20 protein-coding genes are annotated in these 19929 nt (G+C 67.7%); 12 read left to right on the forward strand and 8 right to left on the reverse strand.

What is annotated here, in order from left to right; genetic code table 11:
- Nucleotides 1-19 precede the first annotated feature (19 nt).
- The 6 genes from rutA to VKQ35_RS20575 all read left to right on the forward strand — a co-directional run bounded on the left by rutA (nt 20) and on the right by VKQ35_RS20575 (nt 4431).
- Nucleotides 20-1096: a pyrimidine utilization protein A gene (rutA, locus tag VKQ35_RS20550; RefSeq protein WP_324364607.1), complete on the forward strand. Its 1077-nt coding sequence runs from the start codon at nt 20-22 to the stop codon at nt 1094-1096.
- 351 nt (nt 1097-1447) lie between these two features.
- A complete protein-coding gene (rutB, locus tag VKQ35_RS20555; protein WP_324364609.1) occupies nt 1448-2167 on the forward strand; it encodes a pyrimidine utilization protein B in 720 nt (239 codons plus the stop codon).
- A 14-nt stretch (nt 2168-2181) separates the two neighbouring features.
- The gene (rutC, locus tag VKQ35_RS20560; protein ID WP_324364611.1) at nt 2182-2568 is read left to right on the forward strand and encodes a pyrimidine utilization protein C; all 387 of its coding nucleotides are present in this window, start codon (nt 2182-2184) and stop codon (nt 2566-2568) included.
- A 146-nt stretch (nt 2569-2714) separates the two neighbouring features.
- On the forward strand, nt 2715-3317 hold the full coding sequence (locus VKQ35_RS20565; RefSeq protein WP_324364613.1) for a nitroreductase family protein: 603 nt from the start codon (nt 2715-2717) through the stop codon (nt 3315-3317).
- 12 nt (nt 3318-3329) lie between these two features.
- Nucleotides 3330-3476 carry a hypothetical protein gene (locus tag VKQ35_RS20570; RefSeq protein WP_324364615.1) on the forward strand — a complete coding sequence of 49 codons (147 nt, stop codon included), beginning with the start codon at nt 3330-3332 and terminating at the stop codon, nt 3474-3476.
- A 316-nt stretch (nt 3477-3792) separates the two neighbouring features.
- Nucleotides 3793-4431: a hypothetical protein gene (locus VKQ35_RS20575; RefSeq protein WP_324364617.1), complete on the forward strand. Its 639-nt coding sequence runs from the start codon at nt 3793-3795 to the stop codon at nt 4429-4431.
- Between the two features lie 164 nt (nt 4432-4595).
- Here VKQ35_RS20575 and VKQ35_RS20580 read toward each other — a convergent pair whose 3' ends face one another.
- Nucleotides 4596-5120 carry a DUF1993 domain-containing protein gene (locus VKQ35_RS20580; protein ID WP_324364619.1) on the reverse strand — a complete coding sequence of 175 codons (525 nt, stop codon included), beginning with the start codon at nt 5118-5120 and terminating at the stop codon, nt 4596-4598.
- 107 nt (nt 5121-5227) lie between these two features.
- Here VKQ35_RS20580 and VKQ35_RS20585 point away from each other — a divergent pair, with 107 nt between their 5' ends.
- Nucleotides 5228-6178: an ornithine cyclodeaminase family protein gene (locus VKQ35_RS20585; protein WP_324364621.1), complete on the forward strand. Its 951-nt coding sequence runs from the start codon at nt 5228-5230 to the stop codon at nt 6176-6178.
- On the opposite strand, the gene VKQ35_RS20590 is transcribed toward VKQ35_RS20585, so the two are convergent.
- Nucleotides 6175-7503 (reverse strand): aspartate aminotransferase family protein, encoded by a 1329-nt coding sequence (locus tag VKQ35_RS20590; protein ID WP_324364623.1) that lies wholly within the window; start codon nt 7501-7503, stop codon nt 6175-6177. The two genes, VKQ35_RS20585 and VKQ35_RS20590, sit on opposite strands and share 4 nt — an antisense overlap.
- A 257-nt stretch (nt 7504-7760) precedes the next feature.
- On the opposite strand from VKQ35_RS20590, the gene VKQ35_RS20595 reads away from it, so the two are divergent.
- Entirely contained in the window at nt 7761-8126 is a 366-nt protein-coding gene (locus tag VKQ35_RS20595; RefSeq protein WP_324364625.1) for a helix-turn-helix transcriptional regulator, read from the forward strand.
- 12 nt (nt 8127-8138) lie between these two features.
- On the opposite strand, the gene VKQ35_RS20600 is transcribed toward VKQ35_RS20595, so the two are convergent.
- Entirely contained in the window at nt 8139-9659 is a 1521-nt protein-coding gene (locus tag VKQ35_RS20600) for a sulfatase (RefSeq protein WP_324364627.1), read from the reverse strand.
- A gap of 21 nt (nt 9660-9680) precedes the next feature.
- Entirely contained in the window at nt 9681-10649 is a 969-nt protein-coding gene (locus VKQ35_RS20605; protein WP_324364629.1) for a formylglycine-generating enzyme family protein, read from the reverse strand.
- 83 nt (nt 10650-10732) lie between these two features.
- Here VKQ35_RS20605 and VKQ35_RS20610 point away from each other — a divergent pair, with 83 nt between their 5' ends.
- Entirely contained in the window at nt 10733-11413 is a 681-nt protein-coding gene (locus VKQ35_RS20610) for a response regulator transcription factor (RefSeq protein ID WP_324364631.1), read from the forward strand.
- Nucleotides 11400-12758 carry a HAMP domain-containing sensor histidine kinase gene (locus VKQ35_RS20615; RefSeq protein WP_324364633.1) on the forward strand — a complete coding sequence of 453 codons (1359 nt, stop codon included), beginning with the start codon at nt 11400-11402 and terminating at the stop codon, nt 12756-12758. Before VKQ35_RS20610 ends, VKQ35_RS20615 begins: the two co-directional genes overlap by 14 nt.
- A gap of 177 nt (nt 12759-12935) precedes the next feature.
- On the opposite strand, the gene VKQ35_RS20620 is transcribed toward VKQ35_RS20615, so the two are convergent.
- A complete protein-coding gene (locus tag VKQ35_RS20620) occupies nt 12936-13544 on the reverse strand; it encodes a hypothetical protein (protein ID WP_324364635.1) in 609 nt (202 codons plus the stop codon).
- Nucleotides 13545-13865: 321 nt separating this feature from the next.
- Between VKQ35_RS20620 and VKQ35_RS20625 the strand changes: the two genes are divergently transcribed.
- Together VKQ35_RS20625 and VKQ35_RS20630 are read left to right on the forward strand one after the other, a co-directional pair.
- Nucleotides 13866-15716, forward strand: a complete 1851-nt coding sequence (locus tag VKQ35_RS20625) for a hypothetical protein (RefSeq protein WP_324364637.1) — start codon at nt 13866-13868, stop codon at nt 15714-15716.
- A 204-nt stretch (nt 15717-15920) separates the two neighbouring features.
- A complete protein-coding gene (locus tag VKQ35_RS20630; RefSeq protein WP_324364639.1) occupies nt 15921-17117 on the forward strand; it encodes a hypothetical protein in 1197 nt (398 codons plus the stop codon).
- Between the two features lie 38 nt (nt 17118-17155).
- Here VKQ35_RS20630 and brnA read toward each other — a convergent pair whose 3' ends face one another.
- The 3 genes from brnA to VKQ35_RS20645 all read right to left on the reverse strand — a co-directional run bounded on the left by brnA (nt 17156) and on the right by VKQ35_RS20645 (nt 19921).
- Nucleotides 17156-17395, reverse strand: a complete 240-nt coding sequence (brnA, locus tag VKQ35_RS20635) for a type II toxin-antitoxin system BrnA family antitoxin (RefSeq protein ID WP_324364641.1) — start codon at nt 17393-17395, stop codon at nt 17156-17158.
- Nucleotides 17376-17642, reverse strand: a complete 267-nt coding sequence (locus tag VKQ35_RS20640; RefSeq protein ID WP_324364643.1) for a BrnT family toxin — start codon at nt 17640-17642, stop codon at nt 17376-17378. Before VKQ35_RS20640 ends, brnA begins: the two co-directional genes overlap by 20 nt.
- 149 nt (nt 17643-17791) lie before the next feature.
- Nucleotides 17792-19921 (reverse strand): NAD(P)-binding protein, encoded by a 2130-nt coding sequence (locus VKQ35_RS20645; protein WP_324364645.1) that lies wholly within the window; start codon nt 19919-19921, stop codon nt 17792-17794.
- Nucleotides 19922-19929: the final 8 nt, after the last annotated feature.

Below are 19929 nucleotides of genomic sequence, written 5' to 3' on the forward strand. Positions count from 1 at the left end.
TCAAGGCTTGGGCGGTCAGATGGACATCGGCGTCTTCATCCCCATCGGCAACAACGGCTGGCTCATCTCTGAAACGGCGCCGCAGTACATGCCGTCCTTCGAGCTGAACAAGACCGTCGTTCAGTCGGCGGAGAAGTACGGCTTCGACTTCGCGCTCTCGATGATCAAGCTGCGCGGCTTTGGCGGCAAGACGCAGTTCTGGGAGCACAATCTGGAGAGCTTCACCCTGATGGCGGGCCTCGCCGCGGTGACCAGCAAGATCAAGATCTTCGCCACCGCCGCGACGCTCACCATGCCGGCCCCCATCGTGGCGCGGATGGCCTCGACCATAGATTCCATCGCGGGCCCCGGCCGTTTCGGCATCAACCTGATCACCGGCTGGCAGAAGGCGGAATACGACCAGATGGGCCTGTGGCCCGGCGAGAGCCACTACAAGGACCGCTACAACTACCTCGCCGAGTACGCGACCGTGCTGAAGGAGCTGATGGAGACGGGCCGCAGCGACTTCAAAGGCCAGTACCTGACCATGACCGACTGCGTGGTCAGCCCCAGGCCGACCGACGTGAAGATCATCTGCGCCGGCTCCAGCGACGAGGGACTGGCCTTCACCGCTCAGTATGCGGACTATTCGTTCGCGCTGGGCAAGGGGACCAACACCCCGACCGCCTTCGCCCCGGTCAACGCCCGCCTCGCCGCCGCCAAGGCGAAGACCGGCCGCGACGTGGGCTCCTACATCCTGTTCATGATCATCGCCGATGAGACGGACGAGAAGGCCATGGCCAAATGGCAGCTGTATCGCGACGGCGCCGACCAGGGCGCCCTGCAGTGGCTCACCAACCAGGCCGCCCCCAACGCCCAGGGCGGGACCAGCAACACCAACACCACCCAGCTCGCCGCCCCGGAATCGGCGGTGAACCTCAACATGGGCACGCTCGTCGGCTCCTATGAGAGCGTGGCCCGGATGCTCGACGAGGTTGCCGCCGTGCCCGACACCGCCGGCGTCCTGCTGGTCTTCGATGAGTTCGTGCAGGGCGTCGAGAACTTCGGCACGAAGATCCAGCCCAAGATGAAGAGCCGCGCCAATGTCGCCGCCTGATCGCGGCCGCCAGGCCGCTATGATTTGTCCACGAACCACACGAACCACACGAACGGGTCTCGTTCGGAGCAGCCTGTGGAACAGGCGCTTTCCTAATCTGGAACCACGGAAAACACGGAAAGAGCACGGAAGGCGATTCGATCCCGCTGAGCGGTGGGCGATCTCATTGTGCGCTAAGCGCGCGCTTCAATTGAACGCCGGCGTCTTTGACGGCCCGCCTTCCGTGCTCTTTCCGTGTTTTCCGTGGTTCAAAAAGACTGAGCCTCCGTCGCCGCGGAATCTCGGAAGCCAACGCGTTCGTGTGGTTCGTGGACAATCTTTCTTTTCCGCTTCGCGGGAACGGAGCGCCCCATGACCGATCACCCCACCATCCCGCGCGAGGGCGCCGTCACGCTTCCGGCCCGCCCGGAATCCCTCCCGATCAACCCGCGCGAGACCGCGCTGATCGTGGTCGACATGCAGAACGCCTACGCCTCGCCCGGCGGCTACCTCGACCTGGCCGGGTTCGACATCGAGGGCTCGGCGGCGGTGATCGACCGCATCGCGCTGCTCGTGGAGGCCGCGCGCAAGGCGGGCGTCCAGGTGGTGTTTTTCCAGAACGGCTGGGACCCGGACTATGTGGAAGCCGGCGGGCCGGGCTCGCCCAACTGGTGGAAATCCAATGCGCTGAAGACCATGCGCGACCGCCCCGAACTGGACGGGACCCTGCTCGCCAAGGGGACCTGGGACTACGCCCTGGTCGACAAACTCAAGCCCCAGAAGGGCGACATCGTCATCCCCAAGCCGCGCTATTCGGCCTTCTTCAACTCCTCGCTGGACTCGATGCTCCGCGCACGGGGCATCAAGAACCTGGCCTTCTGCGGCATCGCCACCAACGTCTGTGTGGAGAGCACCCTGCGCGACGGCTACCACCTGGAATATTTCGGCATCCTGCTGGAGGACGCGACGCACCAGGCGGGGCCGGCCTTCCTGCAGGAGGCCACCGTCTTCAACGTCGAGAAGTTCTTCGGCTGGGTCAGCAACACCGCCGACTTCTGCGGCACGATCAGCCAGGCCCCGCCTGGGTCTTAAATTCGGAGCGAACCATGCCCAAGAAAATCGTCCTGCCGCCCGGCACGCAAAAGCCCATCGCGCCCTTCTCGCCGGGCACGGTGGCGGACGGGATCGTCTATACGTCCGGCATCCTCGCCTTCGACAAGGACAACAACGTCAACCACGTCGGTGACGCCGAGGCCCAGACTCGCCAGGTGATGGAGACCATCAAGTCCATCGTCGAGACCGCCGGCGGGACCATGGAAGACATCACCATGAACCAGATCTTCCTGAAGGACTGGGCCGACTATGGGACGGTGAACAAGGTCTATGCGGAGTATTTCCCCGGTGACAAGCCGGCGCGGTTCTGCATCGTCTGCAGCCTGGTGAAGCCCGATTTCCTGGTCGAGATCGCCTCGGTCGCGCACGTCGGGAAATAGCCCCCCGCTCTCCGCTCATCCCCGCGAAAGCGGGGACCCAGGCTTTTTTCGTTGCCCAGCTCAGGTCGGCGAAGAAGCTGGTGAGTGGCCCGCCGAAACACAAAACACCTGGGTCCCCGCCTTCGCGGGGATGACCGGATTTTAGAATGCCCCTGACCCACAACGGCCGCACAGCCGACCACGACATCGACCCGGCCTTCCTGACCCGCTGGTCGCCGCGCGCCTTCACCGGCGAGGCCATGCCGCCGGAGTTGTTGATGAGCCTGTTCGAGGCGGCGCGCTGGGCGCCCTCGGCGTTCAACGGCCAGCCCTGGCGCTTCGTCTATGCGCACCGCGGGACGCCGGAATGGGAGCCGCTGTTCGACGCCCTGATGGACTACAATCAGGCCTGGGTCGGCGTGGGCGTCTCGGTCCTGGGCTACGTCATCTCCGACCGTTTCCGCCGCAAGCCCGGCGGCGAGCCCAGCGAGAACCGCAGCCACAGCTTCGACGCCGGCGCCGCCTGGGCCTATCTGGCGCTCCAGGCCCACCACCTCGGCTGGGCCGCCCACGGCATGGGCGGCTTCCACGTCGCCAAGGCCCACGCCGCGACGGGCGCCCCGGAAGCCGACTACCGCATCGAGGCCGCCTTCGCGGTCGGACGGCCGACCGACGCGAACGTGCTGCCGGAGAGCTTCCGTGCGCGGGAGGTTCCGAGCGGGCGGGAGCCGGTGGCGGGGTTTGTGTTTGAAGGGCGGATGAAGCCGTGATGAACTGCCTGGATGACCGACAAGCCCGCGCATCCAGATCGGAAGCCCATCGACGAGGGCTTCGAGGATTTCAAGCGGACGCTTCGCGAGATCGCTGAGCGGCCACATCCCTTGCCGGCTGAGTTGACGGAAGCACTGAAGACCAAGCTCAAGCGCTGAGGGACGAGGCATCTCCTTGGAGATGCCACCCGGCCTTAAACCTCATGGATGATGCGAGCCTTCGGACCTGGGCAAGTCAAGGCCGCGCTCTTCGGCGCGCCGCTTCGCGGGCGGCCTGAAGGCCGCTCCTTGAGTTGCCCAGGCCCGAAGGCAAACTGGCCGCCATGAGATCTAAGCCACCACCTGCCGGCTAGCCAAATACCTCACCCGCAACGCGGGGGAGGGGGACCACGAAGTGGTGGAGGGGGCGCTGCGGCCGCACAGCGAAACCGCAATTATCTTGACTCTCGGCGGCTCCTATGTTCTCGTTTTGTTCATGTCCTCCGCGCCGACACCCTGCGAAGCCTCCGACCCCGCCGCCGCGCGGACCGAGCGGCATCTGGCCCTGCTGGCGGAACTGGCCGAGATCGGCATGGACCTCGCCCGCGAAGTTCGCCGGCAAGCCCTGGACGCCTCCGACGACGCGCCCCCCGCCGCCGACCTCGCGCTCACCTTCTCCCGCATCGCGCGCGCCGTGCGCCAGACCGTGGCCCTGGAGGCCAGGCTCGCCGAGCCGCGGCAACCGCGCCACGCCGAACGCGCGCTCAGCGTCTCCGACCGCTGGCGCAGCGCCCGGCGCAAGCTTCAGGTGGGGGAGATCGTCGGGGAGATCATCGAATCCGAGGCGGCCGGCGAATTCGACGCCGACGACCTGCTGACCAATCTGCAGGAGCGGTTGGAGGACGCCAACGACGAGGAAGCCGACTTCGCCGACCGCCCCATCGGCGAACTGGTCGCCCGCATCTGCGCCGACCTCGGCGTCACCCCCGACTGGAGCCTTCTCAAGGACGAAGACTGGGCGATCGAGGAAGCCCGAACCCGGCCGCCGGGGTCGCCGTTTTCGGCGGCCGGATCGGATGAAGCCTCACCCGATCCACCCCGGCCCAGCCATCATCCGCCGGGCCCATCTCACTAGCTGTCATCCCGGAAAGCGCGCAGCGCTTGTCCGGGACCCATAGACTCAATCGCGAACCCTATGGGCGAGGCGGCGACGCCGCGCCCCATCGTGGAATCGCGGAGTCTATGGGTCCCGGTCTTCGCCTGGGGCGAAACCGGGATGACACCCGGAGGTTGGCGCCCCTAAGCCATCGCCGCGGTCTGTGCGCCGGCCAGATAGTCCATCTTGCCGAGCGGGACGCCCAGGCTGCGCAGGATCGCGTAGGCCGTCGTCACGTGGAACAGGAAGTTCGGCAGCGAGAAGGTCAGCAGGAAGCTCTGGCCGGTGAACTCCATCGTCCGTCCGGGGAAGGTAAGCACCACGGCGCGCTCTTCCTGGCCGTCGACCTGATCGCGCTTCAGGGTTTCCAGGAAGGCGATGGTCTTGGCGATGCGCTCCTTGAGTTCCGGGAAGGTGGTCTCGGTGTCGGGCATCGACGGGGGCTCGATGCCGGCCAGGCGCGCGCCGCCGGACTTGGCCGCGTCGCTGGCGAACTGGATCTGGCGGGTGAAGGCGGCCATGCCGTGGCCCAGGCTCGCCTCGGTGAAGGTGGTCAGCGGGACCTTTTCCTCGGCGGCGAAGGTCTCGGCCTTGTCCAGGAAGTGGCTGAGGTTCTGCAGCGAGCGGATGTAGACGGAGATCGAGGCGTCATAGAGCGAAAGGGACAAGGGCGTTTCTCCAAACTGCGAAGGCTGTCAGATAGGACTTCCGGCAGGTTGCAGCCACCCGCTGTCGCAACAAGTTCACGGTCTCATTTTCGAGGGGGTTCAGTCCCATGCGCCTGATCGACGCCGACGAGGTCCGCGCCAACCTGACCTACGAGGTCTGCATCGCCGCGGTGCGGGGCGCGATGATCGCGCTCTCGGCCGGTGAGACCCGCCAGCTGCTGCGCTCGATCATGCACTTCGAGGACGGCCGGATGTTCGGGGTGATGCCGGGCGCCCTGGGGGATGCCGCCGCCTTCGGCGCCAAGGTGCTGAGCGTGTTTCCGAGGAACTTCGAGGTGGGCCGCCCCTCGCACCAGGGCGTGGTCCTGATGTTCGACCCGGTCAGCGGCGAACTCGCCTGCGTCGCCGAGGCGAGTTCCATCACCGCCATCCGCACCGCCGCGGCGAGCGCGGTGGCGACCGACGCCTTGGCGCGGCCGGACGCGCGGCGCCTGGCGATCCTGGGCTACGGCGACCAGGCGGAGGCCCACGCCGAGGCGATCGGCAAGGTCCGCGACCTGGAGAGCATCACCGTCTGGGGACGATCGCCCGAACGGGCCCAGGCCTTCGCCGACAAGGCGGCCGCCCATGCCGGCGCGCCGATCCGCGTGGCGGCGAGCGCCCAGGCGGCCGTCGCCGACGCCGATATCGTCTGCACCGTGACCGCCTCGCGCGAGCCCGTGCTGCTGGGGGCCTGGCTGGCGCCCGGGACCCATGTGAACCTGGTGGGGTCGAGCTTCCCGGGCCCTTCTGAGGTCGACCACGACCTGGTCGTCCGCTCACGGTTCATCGCCGACTACCGCGAGGGCATCCTCAAGCAGGGCGCGGAATTCCTGCTGGCCAAGGAGGCCGGCCTGATCGGCGACGACCACATCGTGGGCGAGATCGGCCAGGTGCTGTCAGGCGCGATCCCCGGACGGCAATCCGCCGACCAGCTCACCGTCTACAAGTCCATCGGCCATATCGTGCAGGACCTGGCGAGCGTTCAGGCGCTGCTGGCCCTGCCGCCGCGCGCCTAGGCGATGGTCTTCAGGACTCCGCCGACGATGCCGAACAGCTCCTCGATCTGGGCGGCCGTGATGATCAGCGGCGGCGAGAAGGCGAGCGTGTCGCCGGTGTAGCGGACCATGGCGCCGCCCTTAAGCGCCCCCAGCATGGCCTCGTAGCCGCGCTTGCCCGCCGCGTCGGGCCGTGGCGCGAGCTCGATGGCCGCCATCATGCCGAGGTTGCGGATGTCGATGACATTGGGGCAGTCGCGCAGGCCGTGGACCGCCGCCTCCCACACCGGCGCCAATTCGGCGGCGCGGGTCAGGAGGCCCTCGCGCCGATAGATGTCGAGCGTCGCCAGCGCCGCGGCGCAGGCGGCCGGGTGGCCGGAGTAGGTGTAGCCGTGGAACAGCTCGATGGTGTTTTCCGGCCCCTGCATCATCGCGTCGTGGATGTCGCGGTGCGCGAACACCGCGCCCATCGGGAAGGCGCCGTTGGTCAGGCCCTTGGCGGTGGTCATGATGTCCGGGCTGACGCCGAAATACTCCGCCGCGAACGGCGTTCCCAGGCGCCCAAAGCCGGTGATCACCTCGTCGAAGATCAGCAAGATTCCATGTTTCGTGCAAAGCTCGCGCAGCCGCTCCAAGTAGCCCACCGGCGGCGGCAGGACGCCCGCCGACCCGGCCACCGGCTCGACGATCACCGCGGCGATGGTCTCGGCGCCATGCAGCGCGATCAGCCGCTCCAGGTCGTCGGCCCGCTCGGCGCCGTGCGCCGGCTGTCCCTTGGCGAAGGCGTTCTTCTCCAGGTCGTGGGTGTGGCGCAGGTGGTCGGCGCCGGGCAGGGTCAGGAAGGCGCGGCGGTTGTTGACCAGCCCGCCCACCGAGATGCCGCCGAAACCGACCCCGTGATAGCCCTTCTCGCGGCCGATCAGCCGGGTCCGCTGGCCCTGGCCCTTGGCGCGGTGATAGGCGAGCGCGATCTTCAGCGCGGTGTCCACCGACTCCGAGCCGGAGTTGGTGAAGAAGATCCGGTCGAGGCCGGCGGGCGCCAGCTTGGCCAGTTCCGTCGCCAGGTCGAAGACCAGCGGGTGGCTCATCTGGAACGACGGTGCGTAGTCCAGCGCCAGGAGCTGCTGGCTGACCGCTTGGGCGATCTCCGGGCGGCCGTGGCCGGCGTTGACGCACCACAGGCCCGCCGCGCCGTCGATCACCTCGCGCCCGTCCTCGGTGCGGTAGTGGACGCCCTTGGCGGCGACCAGCAGGCGCGGATCGGCCTTGAACTGCCGATTCGCGGTGAACGGCATCCAGAAGGCGTCGAGGTCCGGGCGGTTCAGGCGATCGGAGAGGTCGTTCATGGCGTCGGTCCCGCAGGGCTGCTGGCGCCTACGAAATCAGGTTCGCGGCAGGCCCGCCACCTGATTGAGCCGGGCCCAGCTTCGCAGGTGCGCGCAATGGTTGAGCCCGATAGGGTCGGTTCGCAACCGCTGCGCTGTAGTGAAGGTGCGCCCCCTTCGCTATAGCCGATTCTGCGGCATTTCATTGTTCGCTCAGCTTGTTGTGCAATTCTGGGCGTCTGCGAGAATGCGCCGCTGCGCAACTGCCAGGGGTCTAGATGGCTGCAGAGTCCCGCAATCCACGCCACGGCGCCCTCGACGCCGCGCTTGGGGAACGCATCCGCCGCCGCCGGCGCGAACTGGGCATGTCGCAGTCGGCCCTGGGCGGCAAGCTCGGCATCACCTTCCAGCAGGTGCAGAAGTACGAGAACGGCACCAACCGCGTCTCGGCGACCATGCTCGTCAAGCTGTCGGACGCGCTGGGCATGCCGGTGACCGAGATCCTGCACGAAGCCGAGAAGAGCGCGCCGGTGAAGGACGCCAAGGCCGAGGACGCGCAATTGTTGGCCGCCTTCGGACGGATCCAGTCCGCCGAGGTCCGCGCCGCGGTGCTGGTGCTGGTTGCGGGCCTCACCCAGCGCTGACGCGATTCGGCCTCAGGGCCGTGGCTCGATGCTCTGCGGCCGCCACGGATGCTGCGCGGTATTGGGCGGATCGAAGACCACCGAGGGCCGGGGCGCGCGGCTGGGCTTGTAGACGTAATGGTCGTTGGTCTCTCGCCGCAGCTCTTCCAGGCGGGCCTTCAGCCGCGCGGTCAACTCGGCCACCTCCGGGCGGCCATAGAGGTTGTGGTCCTCATGCGGGTCGGCCTGGAGGTCGTAGAGTTCGTATTCCTGCGGCTCGGTGAAGTAGTGGATGAACTTGTAGCGCTCGGTGCGAACGCCGCGGTTCGGCCGCACGTTCTCGTAGCCGGGATATTCGTAGTATTCGTAGAGCCAGTCCTTGCGCCAGTCGGGCGCCGGGCGGCCCTCGGCTAGGGCGGCGAAGCTCCTGCCCTGCATGATCGCCGGCACGGGCAGGCCGGCCAGCTCCAACAGAGTGGGCGCCGCATCGACGTTCAGCACCATCTCCTTGCGCGTCTGCCCTGCTCGCACGCGCCGCGGATAGCGCAGGATCATCGGCACGCGGATCGACGGCTCGTACATCAGGCGCTTGTCGTAGAAAGTGTGCTCGCCGAGGAAGAAGCCGTGGTCGGAGCTCAAGAGCACCGCGGTGTCGTCCAGCATCTTCTTGGCTGAAAGCGCCGCCAGCACCTTGCCGACATCCTCGTCGTTGGATTCGACGCCGGCGTAGTGGTCCTTGACCAGCTCCTCGAGCGAGCGCGGCATGTCGCTGAACACCCGGCTGGTGGCGACCTTATTGTCGGCCTGCGCGACCGCGCGCGGCTTTCCGGCGTAGTCGGTGAGGTCCTCGTCGAAGTCCTGCGGGACCGGGATCTTCACGCCGTTGAAGCGGTCCACCATCCGTCTGGGCCGGAGGAACGGCGCGTGCGGCGCGTAGAACCACAGGAACAGGCAGATGGGCTTGTCGCCTGTCCGGGTCGCCAGCCAGGCCACGGCGCGATCGGTCAGGAGGTCGTCGACATAGGTGTTGCGGTAGACCTTGGTCACCGCCTCGCCGGTCCCGGTGCGCTCCGTCACCGTTGGGTCGAGATAGTCGGCCTGACCGCGGAAGCCGAAATAGTAGTCCCACGGGTGGTCGAGCAGGGCGCCCGACACATGGCTCTTGCCGACGAAGGCGGTCTCGTAGCCGCCGGCCTTGAGCAGGTCGCAGACCATGGGGAAGCTGATCGGCACCGTGGCTTCCTCGTTGGTCGTGGCGCCGGTGGTGTGGCTGTAGGCGCCGGTCAGGAAGCTGGCGCGCGAGGGCAGGCAGAGCGCATTGGTGACGAAGGCGTTCTGGAACACCGTCCCCTCGCGGGCCAGGCGGTCCATGTTGGGGGTCTTCAGGATCCTGTTGCCGGCGAAGCCGAACTCGTCGCTGCGCAGACCCTCGCCCATGAAGAAGACGATGTTCGGCCGCCTGGCCGGAGGCGTCGCCGCGCGTGCGGCGGTGGCGCCGGCGAATGCGCTGATCCCGGCGACGATCGCCCGGCGGTTCAGTTGCGGCGGGCTCATGGGCGGCACCTCACCGAGCCATCATCGCCGCACGACGCAGCGGAAGCCCATATGCGACGTGGTCGTGTCGATCGGCTGCGGCCAGCGCGCGGCCGGGCGATAGCGTTGGCAGTAGTTGGGCGCGCAGAGGTGCGAGCCGCCCTTGGCGACCCGGCGCGGGATGCCGGCGACGGGCGAGCGGGGATCGCAGCTCTCTGCCCGCGCCAGGGCCTCGGAGCGCGGCTTGCCGCAGCAGCTCGCGGACCTATCTGCTTCTTTGGCGGCGGCGGATTGCGCGTACCAGTCGGTGGTCCACTCCCAGACGTTGCCGATCATGTCGTAGAGGCCAAAGCCGTTGGGCGGATAGGACCCGACCGGCGAGGTGCGCTCCAGGCCGGCCGGCGCGCGGTTGTCGTGCGGGAAGACGCCCTGCCAGGTCTTGGCCATGGGCTGGCCGCCGGGCTCGAACTCTTCGCCCCAGGCGTAGGCCGCGCCGTCCAGGCCACCGCGCGCGGCGTATTCCCACTCCGCCTCGGTCGGCAGCTGCTTCTTCGCCCACTGGGCGTAGGCCGCGGCGTCCGGATAGCCGATGTGGACGACCGGATGGTCGGCCAGGGCCTCGGGGCCGCCCGGGCCCAGAGGCTTTCGCCAATCGGCGCCGAATTCGAAGCGCCACCAGGTCGCCTGGCCCTGCAGGTCGACGGGTCCGTCCGGCGGCGTGAAGACCAGCGATCCGGCCCGCGCCATCTCCGGCGCCATGCCGGGATAGTCCCTGGGATCCGGCGCGATCTCGGCGAAGGTGACGTAGCCGGTGGCCGCGACGAAGCGGGCGAAGGCGGCGTTGGTGACCGGCGTCTCGTCGATCCAGAAGTCGCCGACGCTGGCGTCGCGCACCGGCCGTTCGTCGGGGTAGAAGTCGTCGGAGCCCATGCGGAAGGTCCCGCCGCGGACGAGCCGCATGCCGGCGAAGCGGCCCTGCGTCTTGCGCTTGCGATCCGTCGCCAGGCTCAATGCGGGTCCTCCCTCCGACCGGCTTGTTATGGGCGAGGCCGCGGCTTCGCGCTACAGACGGCAGGCGCATACGGGAACCGTGAATGCCGAAGATCCTGGCGATCGAGGACGACGCCACCACGGGCAAGGAGATCGTCGCCGAGCTGGAGGGCCACGGCTTCGCGGTCGAGTGGGTGGCCGACGGGCGCGAGGGCATGGCGCGCGCGCTGAGCGGCGGCTTCGACGCGGTGATCCTCGACCGGCTGCTGCCGGGCACGGACGGCCTGGCCATCGTCACCGCCATGCGCGGCGCCGAGATCGACGTGCCCGTCCTGATGATCAGCGCGCTCAGCGATGTGGACGAGCGCATCCGGGGCTTACGCGCCGGCGGCGACGACTACATGGCCAAGCCCTTCGCCTCGGAGGAGATGACCGCGCGGCTGGAGGTGCTGCTGCGGCAGCGGGCGGACGCGCCGCGCCAGCTCAGCCTGTCGGTCGCCGACCTCGACCTCGACCTGATCACCCGCACCGCGCGCCGCGGGACCGAGGAGATCCGGCTGATGCCGACCGAGTTCAAGCTGCTCGAATATATGATGCGCAACTCCGGCCAGGTGCTGACGCGGACGATGATCTTCGAGGCGATCTGGGGCTACCATTTCGACCCCGGCACCAACCTGATCGACGTGCATCTGGGCCGCCTGCGGCGCAAGATCGACCGGCCGGGACAGAAGCAGCTGATCCAGACGGTCCGCGGCTCGGGGTATGCGCTCAATGCGGCCGAGTGAACTATGGCGCACGACGCCGTTCCGGCTGACGCTGATGAACGGGGCGGTGTTCGCGCTGGCCCTGATGGCGCTGCTGGGGCTCGTCTACCAGCAAACGGCCGGGTATCTGACCCGGCAGATCGACCAGATCGTCGTCAGCGAGGCCAAGAACCTGACGGTCGGCGGCGCCGAGCGCCTGCCCGAGCGGGTCACTCAGGCGGTGGCGACTGATTCGCGCCACATCGGCTACTACGGGCTGTTCTCCGCCGAGGGCATCTGGATCAGCGGCAATGTGCGGACCCTGCCCTCGGGCTTTCCGATCGACGGCAAGCCCCGGGAAATCCGCCAGCACGGCCTGCAGCCGGGATCGCGGGCCCTGGTCGAGCGGATGCCCTGGGGCGAGATCCTGTTCGTCGGCCACGATGCCCTGGTGCTCACCGGCCTTCGCGAGATCATCGTCAACGCGCTGAAGGTCAGCGGCGGGCTGACCCTGGTGCTGGGCCTGGGCGCCGCGGCCCTGCTCAGCGTGCGGCCGCTGCGCCGCATCGACAGCCTGCGGGGCGCCAGCCGCGCGGCCCTGAAGGGCGAGCTTGGCGTGCGCCTGCCGGTCTCGGCGCGGCGCGACGAGATCGACATGCTGGCCGGCGTCGCCAACACCATGATCGACGAGACCGAGCGGCTGCTCTGGGAGGTGAAGAGCGTCGGCGAGAACGTCGCCCACGACCTGCGCACGCCGCTCAACCGCCTGCGCGCCCTGCTCTACCGGGTGCGGCAGGAGACCAAGCTGGCCGGCCCCGAGCGGGAGATGATCGACCAGGCGCTGGCGGAGACCGACGAACTGCTGGTCCGCTTCCGCGCCCTGCAGCGGATCGGCGAGATCGAGCGGCGCGACCGGCAGGCCTTCTTCGAGCCGGTCCGCCTGCAGAGCGTGCTGGAGCATGTGATCGAGCTGCACGCGCCGCTGGCGGAGGACCTGGGCGTCGACCTGGCCGCCGACCTCGCCGCCGACGCGCCGGCAGTCTCGGCCGATCCGACGCTGCTGTTCGAGGCGGTGAGCAACGTGGTCGACAATGCGCTCAAGTTCACCCCGCGCGGCGGCAAGGTCACCGTGCGTCTGCTGGCCCGCGAGGAGGGGCCGCGCGTCGAGGTGGCCGACAACGGCCCGGGCGTCCCGGCGGCCGAGCGGGACGCGGTGCTGCAGCGGTTCTACCGCGCCGAACGCGCCCGCACCGAACCGGGCTCGGGCCTCGGCCTCTCCATCGTCACCGCCATCGCGCGGCTGCACCACTTCACGCTGGTGCTGGAGGACGCCAAACCCGGCCTGAAGGTGGCGCTGAACTGCTGGCCGCGGGGCATGGAGGCGTAGGCGGCGCGAGAGGCCGATGCCTCCGAGACTCCGCGGGAGCGGAGGCTCAGTCGATTGAACCACGAAATACACGAAATACACGAAAAGGGCCGAAGGCCGGTCTGACCTTCGCAGGGCCGCTCCGTCGCCTTTCGTGTATTTCGTGTATTTCGTGATTTTGACTGCCGCTTCGCGGCCTTAGCCGGTATCGGCGAGTGGGGGTTTGGCGCTGGTGTTCGCCGGAACGATCGTCTTGGCCGTCGTGACCACCAGCTCGCCGCTGAGCCGCATGTCGGCCTTCAGCTTCTGGGCCAAGACTTCGATGGGGAGGTCGGCGAAGCCAGGGGCGTCCTCGGCCTCGTAGAGGCGGGCGTCGAGGTCTTCGAGGAGGACTTCGTATTCCTCCTGGTCGCTCTCGGCTTCGTTCCACAGGAGGCGGTTGAGCACGCCCTTCACGCGGCGCTTCTGGGTCTCTTCGGGGGAAGGTTCGCGCAGGTCGCGAAGCACCGCATCGGCGGCCTGCATGATGCGGCTTTCGCGCAGCTGAGCGTCGGCGGCTTCCGCCGCGGCCTCCCGCCCCGCTTCGCGCGCATCCCGCGCGGCGTCGCGGTCCAGCTTGGCGTCCAGCGCGAGCGTCAGGCGCACGGTGCGCGAGGTCTTCTGGAAGGCCGCGGCGAGCGCCGCCTTCCCCTCCGGCTCCTCGCAGGCGCGCGCCTCGGTCGCCAGGTCGCGCGCCAGCATCAGGCCAAGCTCGGCGAGCTCGCCGAGAATCTGTTCGACCCGTTCCTGCTTGGCGCTGCGCGACATGGAACAAAACAAGAACATAGGTCGAGCCGGGAGTCAAGGATTTTCGGCGGTCTTCGGCGCGAAGCGGAGGGAAAACAGGCTAGCCCGCAGACCGCGGCTTAAATCTCATGGCGGACATTTGGGCGGCGATCGATTGCCCGGCGGACAGCGCAGGTTCGATCGCAGTCAAAAATGTGCACTGCCGAGGGTCGCCGCAGCCGCCTACTCTGGACATCAAACATATCGGTGGTCAGGGGAAAGCGGACATTTGGCTCGGCCCCAAAGGTCTCCGAAAAACCCGGAGCGGTTAAAGCCCGAACAAGCTACTGGGAGCGTCGCCCGATGATCAGCCTTCATCCCATCGGCCGAAGTTCTCTCTCAATTCTACTCTTCGCGACTGTACTCCTCGCGACAACGCCCAGCCGCGCTGCGCCTTCCGCGCCTCCTGAAAGGATCGTCGAGTCGAGGCTCCAGCCAGCTCAGGCCGGCCTTTTCATCGCCGATGCCAACGGCGCCAACGAACGTGCGCTGCTCCCCGTGACGGGCCGGGACTACAATCCCGCGTGGTCGCCCGACGGCGGTTCGATCGTCTTCACCTCGGAGCGTGACGGGCCGGCCCAACTTTACCGGGTCAAGCCGGACGGGACAGAGGTCGAGGCCCTGACCCACAACGGCGCCTACACTGACCAGGCTTCCTTTTCCCCGGACTCGCGCCGACTAATCTATGTCTCCACCCGTGCGGCGGGCTACGCCAACCTGTGGACACTCGACCTGCGAACGCGCAAGGCCGCCCGGGTGACAAAGGGAAAGGGCGGCGATTTTCGGCCAAGCTGGTCGCCGGACGGCCGATGGATCGCCTTCTCGTCCGACCGCGGCAGCACCTTGCCCCAGGCTGCCGGGCGCTGGGAGCACCTGCAGATCGCCGACATCTATATCGTCCATCCAGACGGCTCCGGACTTAAGCGTCTCACCAAGCACGGTGACTTCTGCGGCAGCCCCAGGTGGACCCGCGATGGCAAGCGCCTCCTCGCCTACTGCATGTCGGCCCAGGAGACTCTGAACGCCCGCACCTCCGAGCCAGGCGAAACCCGGTTGGTATCGATAGAGGTTGGAACCGGTGCGACCACGACCCTCATCGCAGGCCCCGGAGAGAAATTCGCCCCCACCCCACTCGCGTCGGGGAGTGTCGGCTATCTGCGCCGGGACGGGGACGCCGCAGGCATCTTCTATGATCAGGGGCGGCCTGGCCCCAAAGGCGCCATCCGCTCGGCCTCATGGTCGAACGACGGCAGCCGGGTGGTCTTCCACAAAGTTCTCGACGGGCCGCCCGGCAATTGGACACACCTCTGGGGTAAGAATCCCAAGTTCGAACTGGTGGCGACCTCGATGATGGCGTCCTTCGACAGCGCCGGAGATCGCTTCGTCGGTTCGGCGCCAGCTAACGGAAGCATTGCCGGCGCCTTGGTGATTGGCCAGAGCGGCACGGGCGAGACCAAGCCCCTGTTCATGCGGGATGGCGTTGCGGCGCTGGCGCCACAATGGACGCCCGGATCCAATGCGATCGTCTTCGGCATTGGACAGTTCCGCCTGTTCCTGAACCACTTCCACAACACGGTTCATTCGGCGGCAGATCGAATCGACGGCGGCGCCCATGTCGCCATGATCAACTCCGACGGCACGGGATTCCAGCAGCTCACCTCCGGTAGCGGCAACGATGGCGAGCCATCCCCGTCCCCCGACGGCAAGAGGATCGTCTACCGGACCTTTGGGCCAGACGGTAACGGCCTGCGCATCCTGAACGTCGAGACCAAGGCCACCACCACCCTGACCACGCAGTACGACAACTTCCCCTTCTGGTCGCCTCGGGGCGACCTGATCATGTTCGTGCGGCAGATCGATGGGGACTACGAGATTTTCTCGATCAACCCCAGTGGCTCAGGTCTCAAGCGATTGACCTTCTCGAGAGGGAACGACGCGCATATGGGCTGGTCGCCGGATGGCGAGTGGATCGTCTTCGCCAGCACGCGCATGGGCTTCAAGGACGAGGCGATATACACCTCCGCGCCGCAGCCTTACGGCGAGCTGTTCGTCATGCGTTATGACGGGACACACGTGAGCCAACTGACAGACAACCAGTGGGAAGATGGAGCGCCGGCCTGGCAGCCGCAGCCCGGTCGTTCGCCGAAGCGCTAGTCCAGTACTCGTCCGTGACAGGATCCAATCCGCCCGGGCGTGAGATTTCGACCAGTGCGTCATGGCGGTCATCGCTCCAGGTCGCGCGGGCCAATCGCGGACTCCTCGGCGGGCTCTACGCGCCCCGTGGTTTGCGTTACTGTCCTGTTCCAGTTGGCCCCACGGCGTGGATCGCGCGAGCAGAGGGCGTTGGGAGGATCCGACATGGCGTCACTTCGCTTCACGGCGCTGTTGATCGCGGCAGGCGCGTGGCTCACGGTCGGCCCGGCGCTCGCCCAGGAGCTCAAGGCCCAAGAGTTCAAGGCCCAAGAGCTCAAAGTTCGACCCGGCACCAGCGCCGTAGAGGGTGCGCCAGGCTCCCTGCAAGCGGCGCCCGCGCCGGCGCCGATCCTCGGACCGCGGCTCGCACCCGGCTTCGTGGCCCCGCGCTTCATGGGCAAGCCCGACTTCAGCGGGGTGTGGAACAACGAAACCCTCACAGGCATCAATCGGGCGCCGGCGTTCGGCTCGCGACTTGTGCTGACCGAGGCTGAGACCCGGGTGATCGAGGGCGCCAACGACAAGCTGCTGGCCCGGGCATATGCGCCCACGGCGAAGGGCGCCACCATCAAGGACATCGAGGCCGGGGACACCTGCTCGGGCGGCCGCTCGGGCGCGGCCCAGGTCTGCAACTACGACGCGGGCTGGACGTCGCCCGGCGAGAAGGTGATGCGGGTCAACGGTCAGCCCCGCACCTCCATCCTGACCACGCCGGACGGGCAGTATCCGAGAGCCAAACGTCAGGAGACCGCGGCGGAACGGGAGCGCCGCGCCCGGGCGGCGGTGGGCGAAGGCGCCAGCGCCGCGGAGCTGAACCGTGGTCCGCAGAACGACAACCCCGAGACGCGTGGCCTTTCCGAGCGCTGCATCATGGTGCGGTCCGATCCGCCCATGTTCAAAGGGCTCTACAACAACAATCACTACTTCCAGATGGCGCCCGGCCACGTCGCCATCGTCACAGAGATGATCCACGACCTGCGGGACATCCGGCTGAATTCCACCCATCGCACGGATGGCGTGCGGCCCTGGTTCGGCGACTCCATCGGCTGGTGGGAGGGCGACACCCTGGTGGTCGAGACCACCAACCTGCCGGAAAGCCAGGCCTATCGGGGGGCGTGGGAGAACCTGAAGGTGATCGAGCGGTTCACCTTGGTCTCGCCGCAGCGGATGAACTACCGCTTCGAGATCGTCGACCCGACCATGTGGGACAAGCCGTGGGGCGGCGAGTACGAGTTCGTGCGCGGCGGGCGGATGTACGAATACGCCTGCCACGAGGGCAACTATGGCCTCGCGAACATCCTCGCCGGGGCGCGCGCGGAAGAGCGGGCCGCGGGACCGGGCCAGGCGCCGGTGAGCCGGTAGGGGGCGCCTAAAGGCGGGGAAGCGGGCGGCTCAAAGCCTCAGGCCGCCCCGTCCAACCGGTCCGCGATCCACATCTTGATCAGCGATTGCCGCGTCACGCCGCGCCGTTGGGCTTCCGTGTCGAGGCGGCGGACCATCTGGTCGGTGAAGTCGATATTGACGCGCCGCTTCTCCAGCCCCGGACGCCGCGCCGTCGACCAATCGACGTGGTCGCTGATGTCCTCGCCGGCGTCGAACTTCGCGTCGAACGCCGCGCCGCTAATGGTCTTGGCTGTCATAGGCCTTCACCTCATCATCCCGCGACCGACGGACCGAGATAATCCGGATCGCCTCACCACGCGTGGTGATGACGGCCGTCCACACTCGCTCGCCGATCCTTCCGATCACCAGTTGGCGCTGCTCAGCGACAAAACGGGTGTCCACCACCAACCGCCAATCGTCGCTCCACAGCGCCTGCGCCGTGTCGAAGTCGATCCCATGCTTGGCGAAGTTCGCCGCGCTCTTGTCGGGATCGAACTCGAACATGCCGACAATATAGGGTGATAAAGGTATAATTTCCACCCCTGCCTGAACGCCAGCCGCCACGAGCCAGCGTCACGAGCCGGCGTCGCCGGCGGGTGCTTCGATGGGCGGAAATGAAGGGGACAGGTAATCCTGCCCCAGTCCCGCGGCGGCTAATCCGGGCCCGTCGTCGCCGGGTACCCAATGATCGTCGAGAGCTCCGGCGCGCCGCTCACGGCGTGGGACGCGAGCTTGCCGCTCATCACCGCCCCCTCCAGGCTGCCGACGTTGAGCCCGGTGTAGATCCAGTCGCCGGCGATCGACATGTTGTCGAATCCGCAGTCCCAGGCCTTCAGGCGGAACGCCGTGCTGCCCGGCGGCGAGGTGACATAGCGCTCGGTGGGATCGATGTTGGCGCGCCAGAACTGGCTGTCGAAGCGGGCGATGCCGACGTTGGGCGTCCCGTCGGGCTGGATCGGCGGCAGGGTGTCGACCAGCAGGTTGAAGTCGAAGCCCACCGGGTCGCCGGGCGGATTGTTGGCGTTGGTGGTGGCGTTGGGGAGCAGCGGCCCCATCCCGGCCTGGAGGTATTGCAGCGACTGGAAGCGCACCCGCATGTCCTCCATCTCGGGAAAGCCGGTATCGGTGAACGGCGGCGGCTTGTGGCGGCCCGACATCGTGCCGCAGAAGTACCAGAGCGATTTGGGCGTCTTGTCGGCCGGCCAGTCCTCGAAGGGAATCAGGTGGCGGAACTCCGCCTGGCCGTTGCCGGGGCACAGGTAGCTGGCGCTGATCACCGTGTCCCCGGGCGCCAGCGGGATGTCCCAGCCCAGCTCGAACAGGTCTTTGCTAAGCCAGATCTGCATGGCCTGGGTCATGACGGCGGGGATGGCGGCCACCATCTTGGCCCAGGCGGGGCGCGCGGCGATGAGGTCTTCGCAGAGGAATGGGATCGCGCCGATGGAAATCGCGAACACCAGGTGATCGTAGTCCCGCCCCGCGGTGAGCGTCAGCCGGCCCGGCACCTTCCAGGTCGTCCAATAGGATTCCAGGTCGACGCCGGCGGCCTGCAGCGCTGGCCCCTCCACCAGCTGATCGCGGAAGAGGGCGTCGTCGCAAAACCGCTGCGGCGGCCAGCACGGCAGGTTCTTGACCGGGAACAGCGGCTGGTAGGGCTTGGACGGGTCCTTCAGATTGGCCTGGACGTCGATCTCCACCGACCCGACGGAGCGTCCATCGGCGGCCAGCCGAAGAGCCGTGACCTTGTGGAAGAACTCAAATTTCACGCCGCGGGCCTTGAGCACCAGATAGAGCGGGGCGATCACCGTCTCGCCGGTTCCGGCCGCGAACTGCCAGACGGTCGACCCCAGGTAGGCGAACGATCGCAGGGTCCAGTTGAGGTAGCAGCCGGCCGCCATCACCGGAGACACCGTCGTGTCGCCGTCGGGGTACTGGTAGGACAGGTTGATGGTGGTCATGGCCAGGGGCGAGCAGATGGTCTGCGGCTTGGCGCCATGGCGCGTCAGCCAGTCGCTCCAGTTCTGATCGTCGATGCTGTCGTAGCCGCGCGTGGCGATGTCGTCGGCGATGAATCCCCGCATCAGGGTCAGGATGTAGTCGACGACGATGAAGGTGCGCCGCAGGTCGTCGTTGTTCTCGACGAGCTTGAGGATCAGATCGGCGAGCCCGGTCCACTCGGCCTGCAGGATCGCCAGCAGGGGGTGCGCGGGTCCAGGCGGCGCCCCGCCGACCAGCGCAGCGGCGACCTGGGCGATCAGGCCCTTGGCCCGGGCCACCAGCGCCCCCTCGGCCGGGTCCTTGGGCTGGTGTCCCTGGATGAGGTCGTCGAGGAACTCGCAGACCGCCGCCAACTGGTTCTCCGTCGCCATGAGCGCGTTCACGTCGCCTGGGCCGCGGTTGTTGGTCGGAAAGGTCTGCGGCCAGCGTTGCAGGGCCCGGTTGCGGAACTCCCACATCAGCACGAAGTTTTCCGGCAGGAAGGCCTCGTCGAAGGTGGCCAGCGGCTCGCCCGGCTGACGGGCCAGCTCGGCGTAGACCTGCGCCATCAGCGGGAGCGCGTTGTAGTAGCTGCCCAGGAAGCCGTGGATGCCGTGCTCCTCGATCCGGCCGTTCGCGCCGCGCGAGGAGGCGCACTTGCCGCCCAGCCGCCATCCGAGCTGATGCACGGTGATGTCGAAGCGGTCCTGCCAGCCGGGCTGGCTGGTGAGCTCGAAGGCGGTGACCAGACCGGCGACGCCGCCGCCCAGGATCGCGACCTTCTTGGGTCCGCCGGTGTCGTTCATGAATCCCC

The organism is Phenylobacterium sp., assembly GCF_035309685.1.
GTDB lineage: Bacteria > Pseudomonadota > Alphaproteobacteria > Caulobacterales > Caulobacteraceae > Phenylobacterium.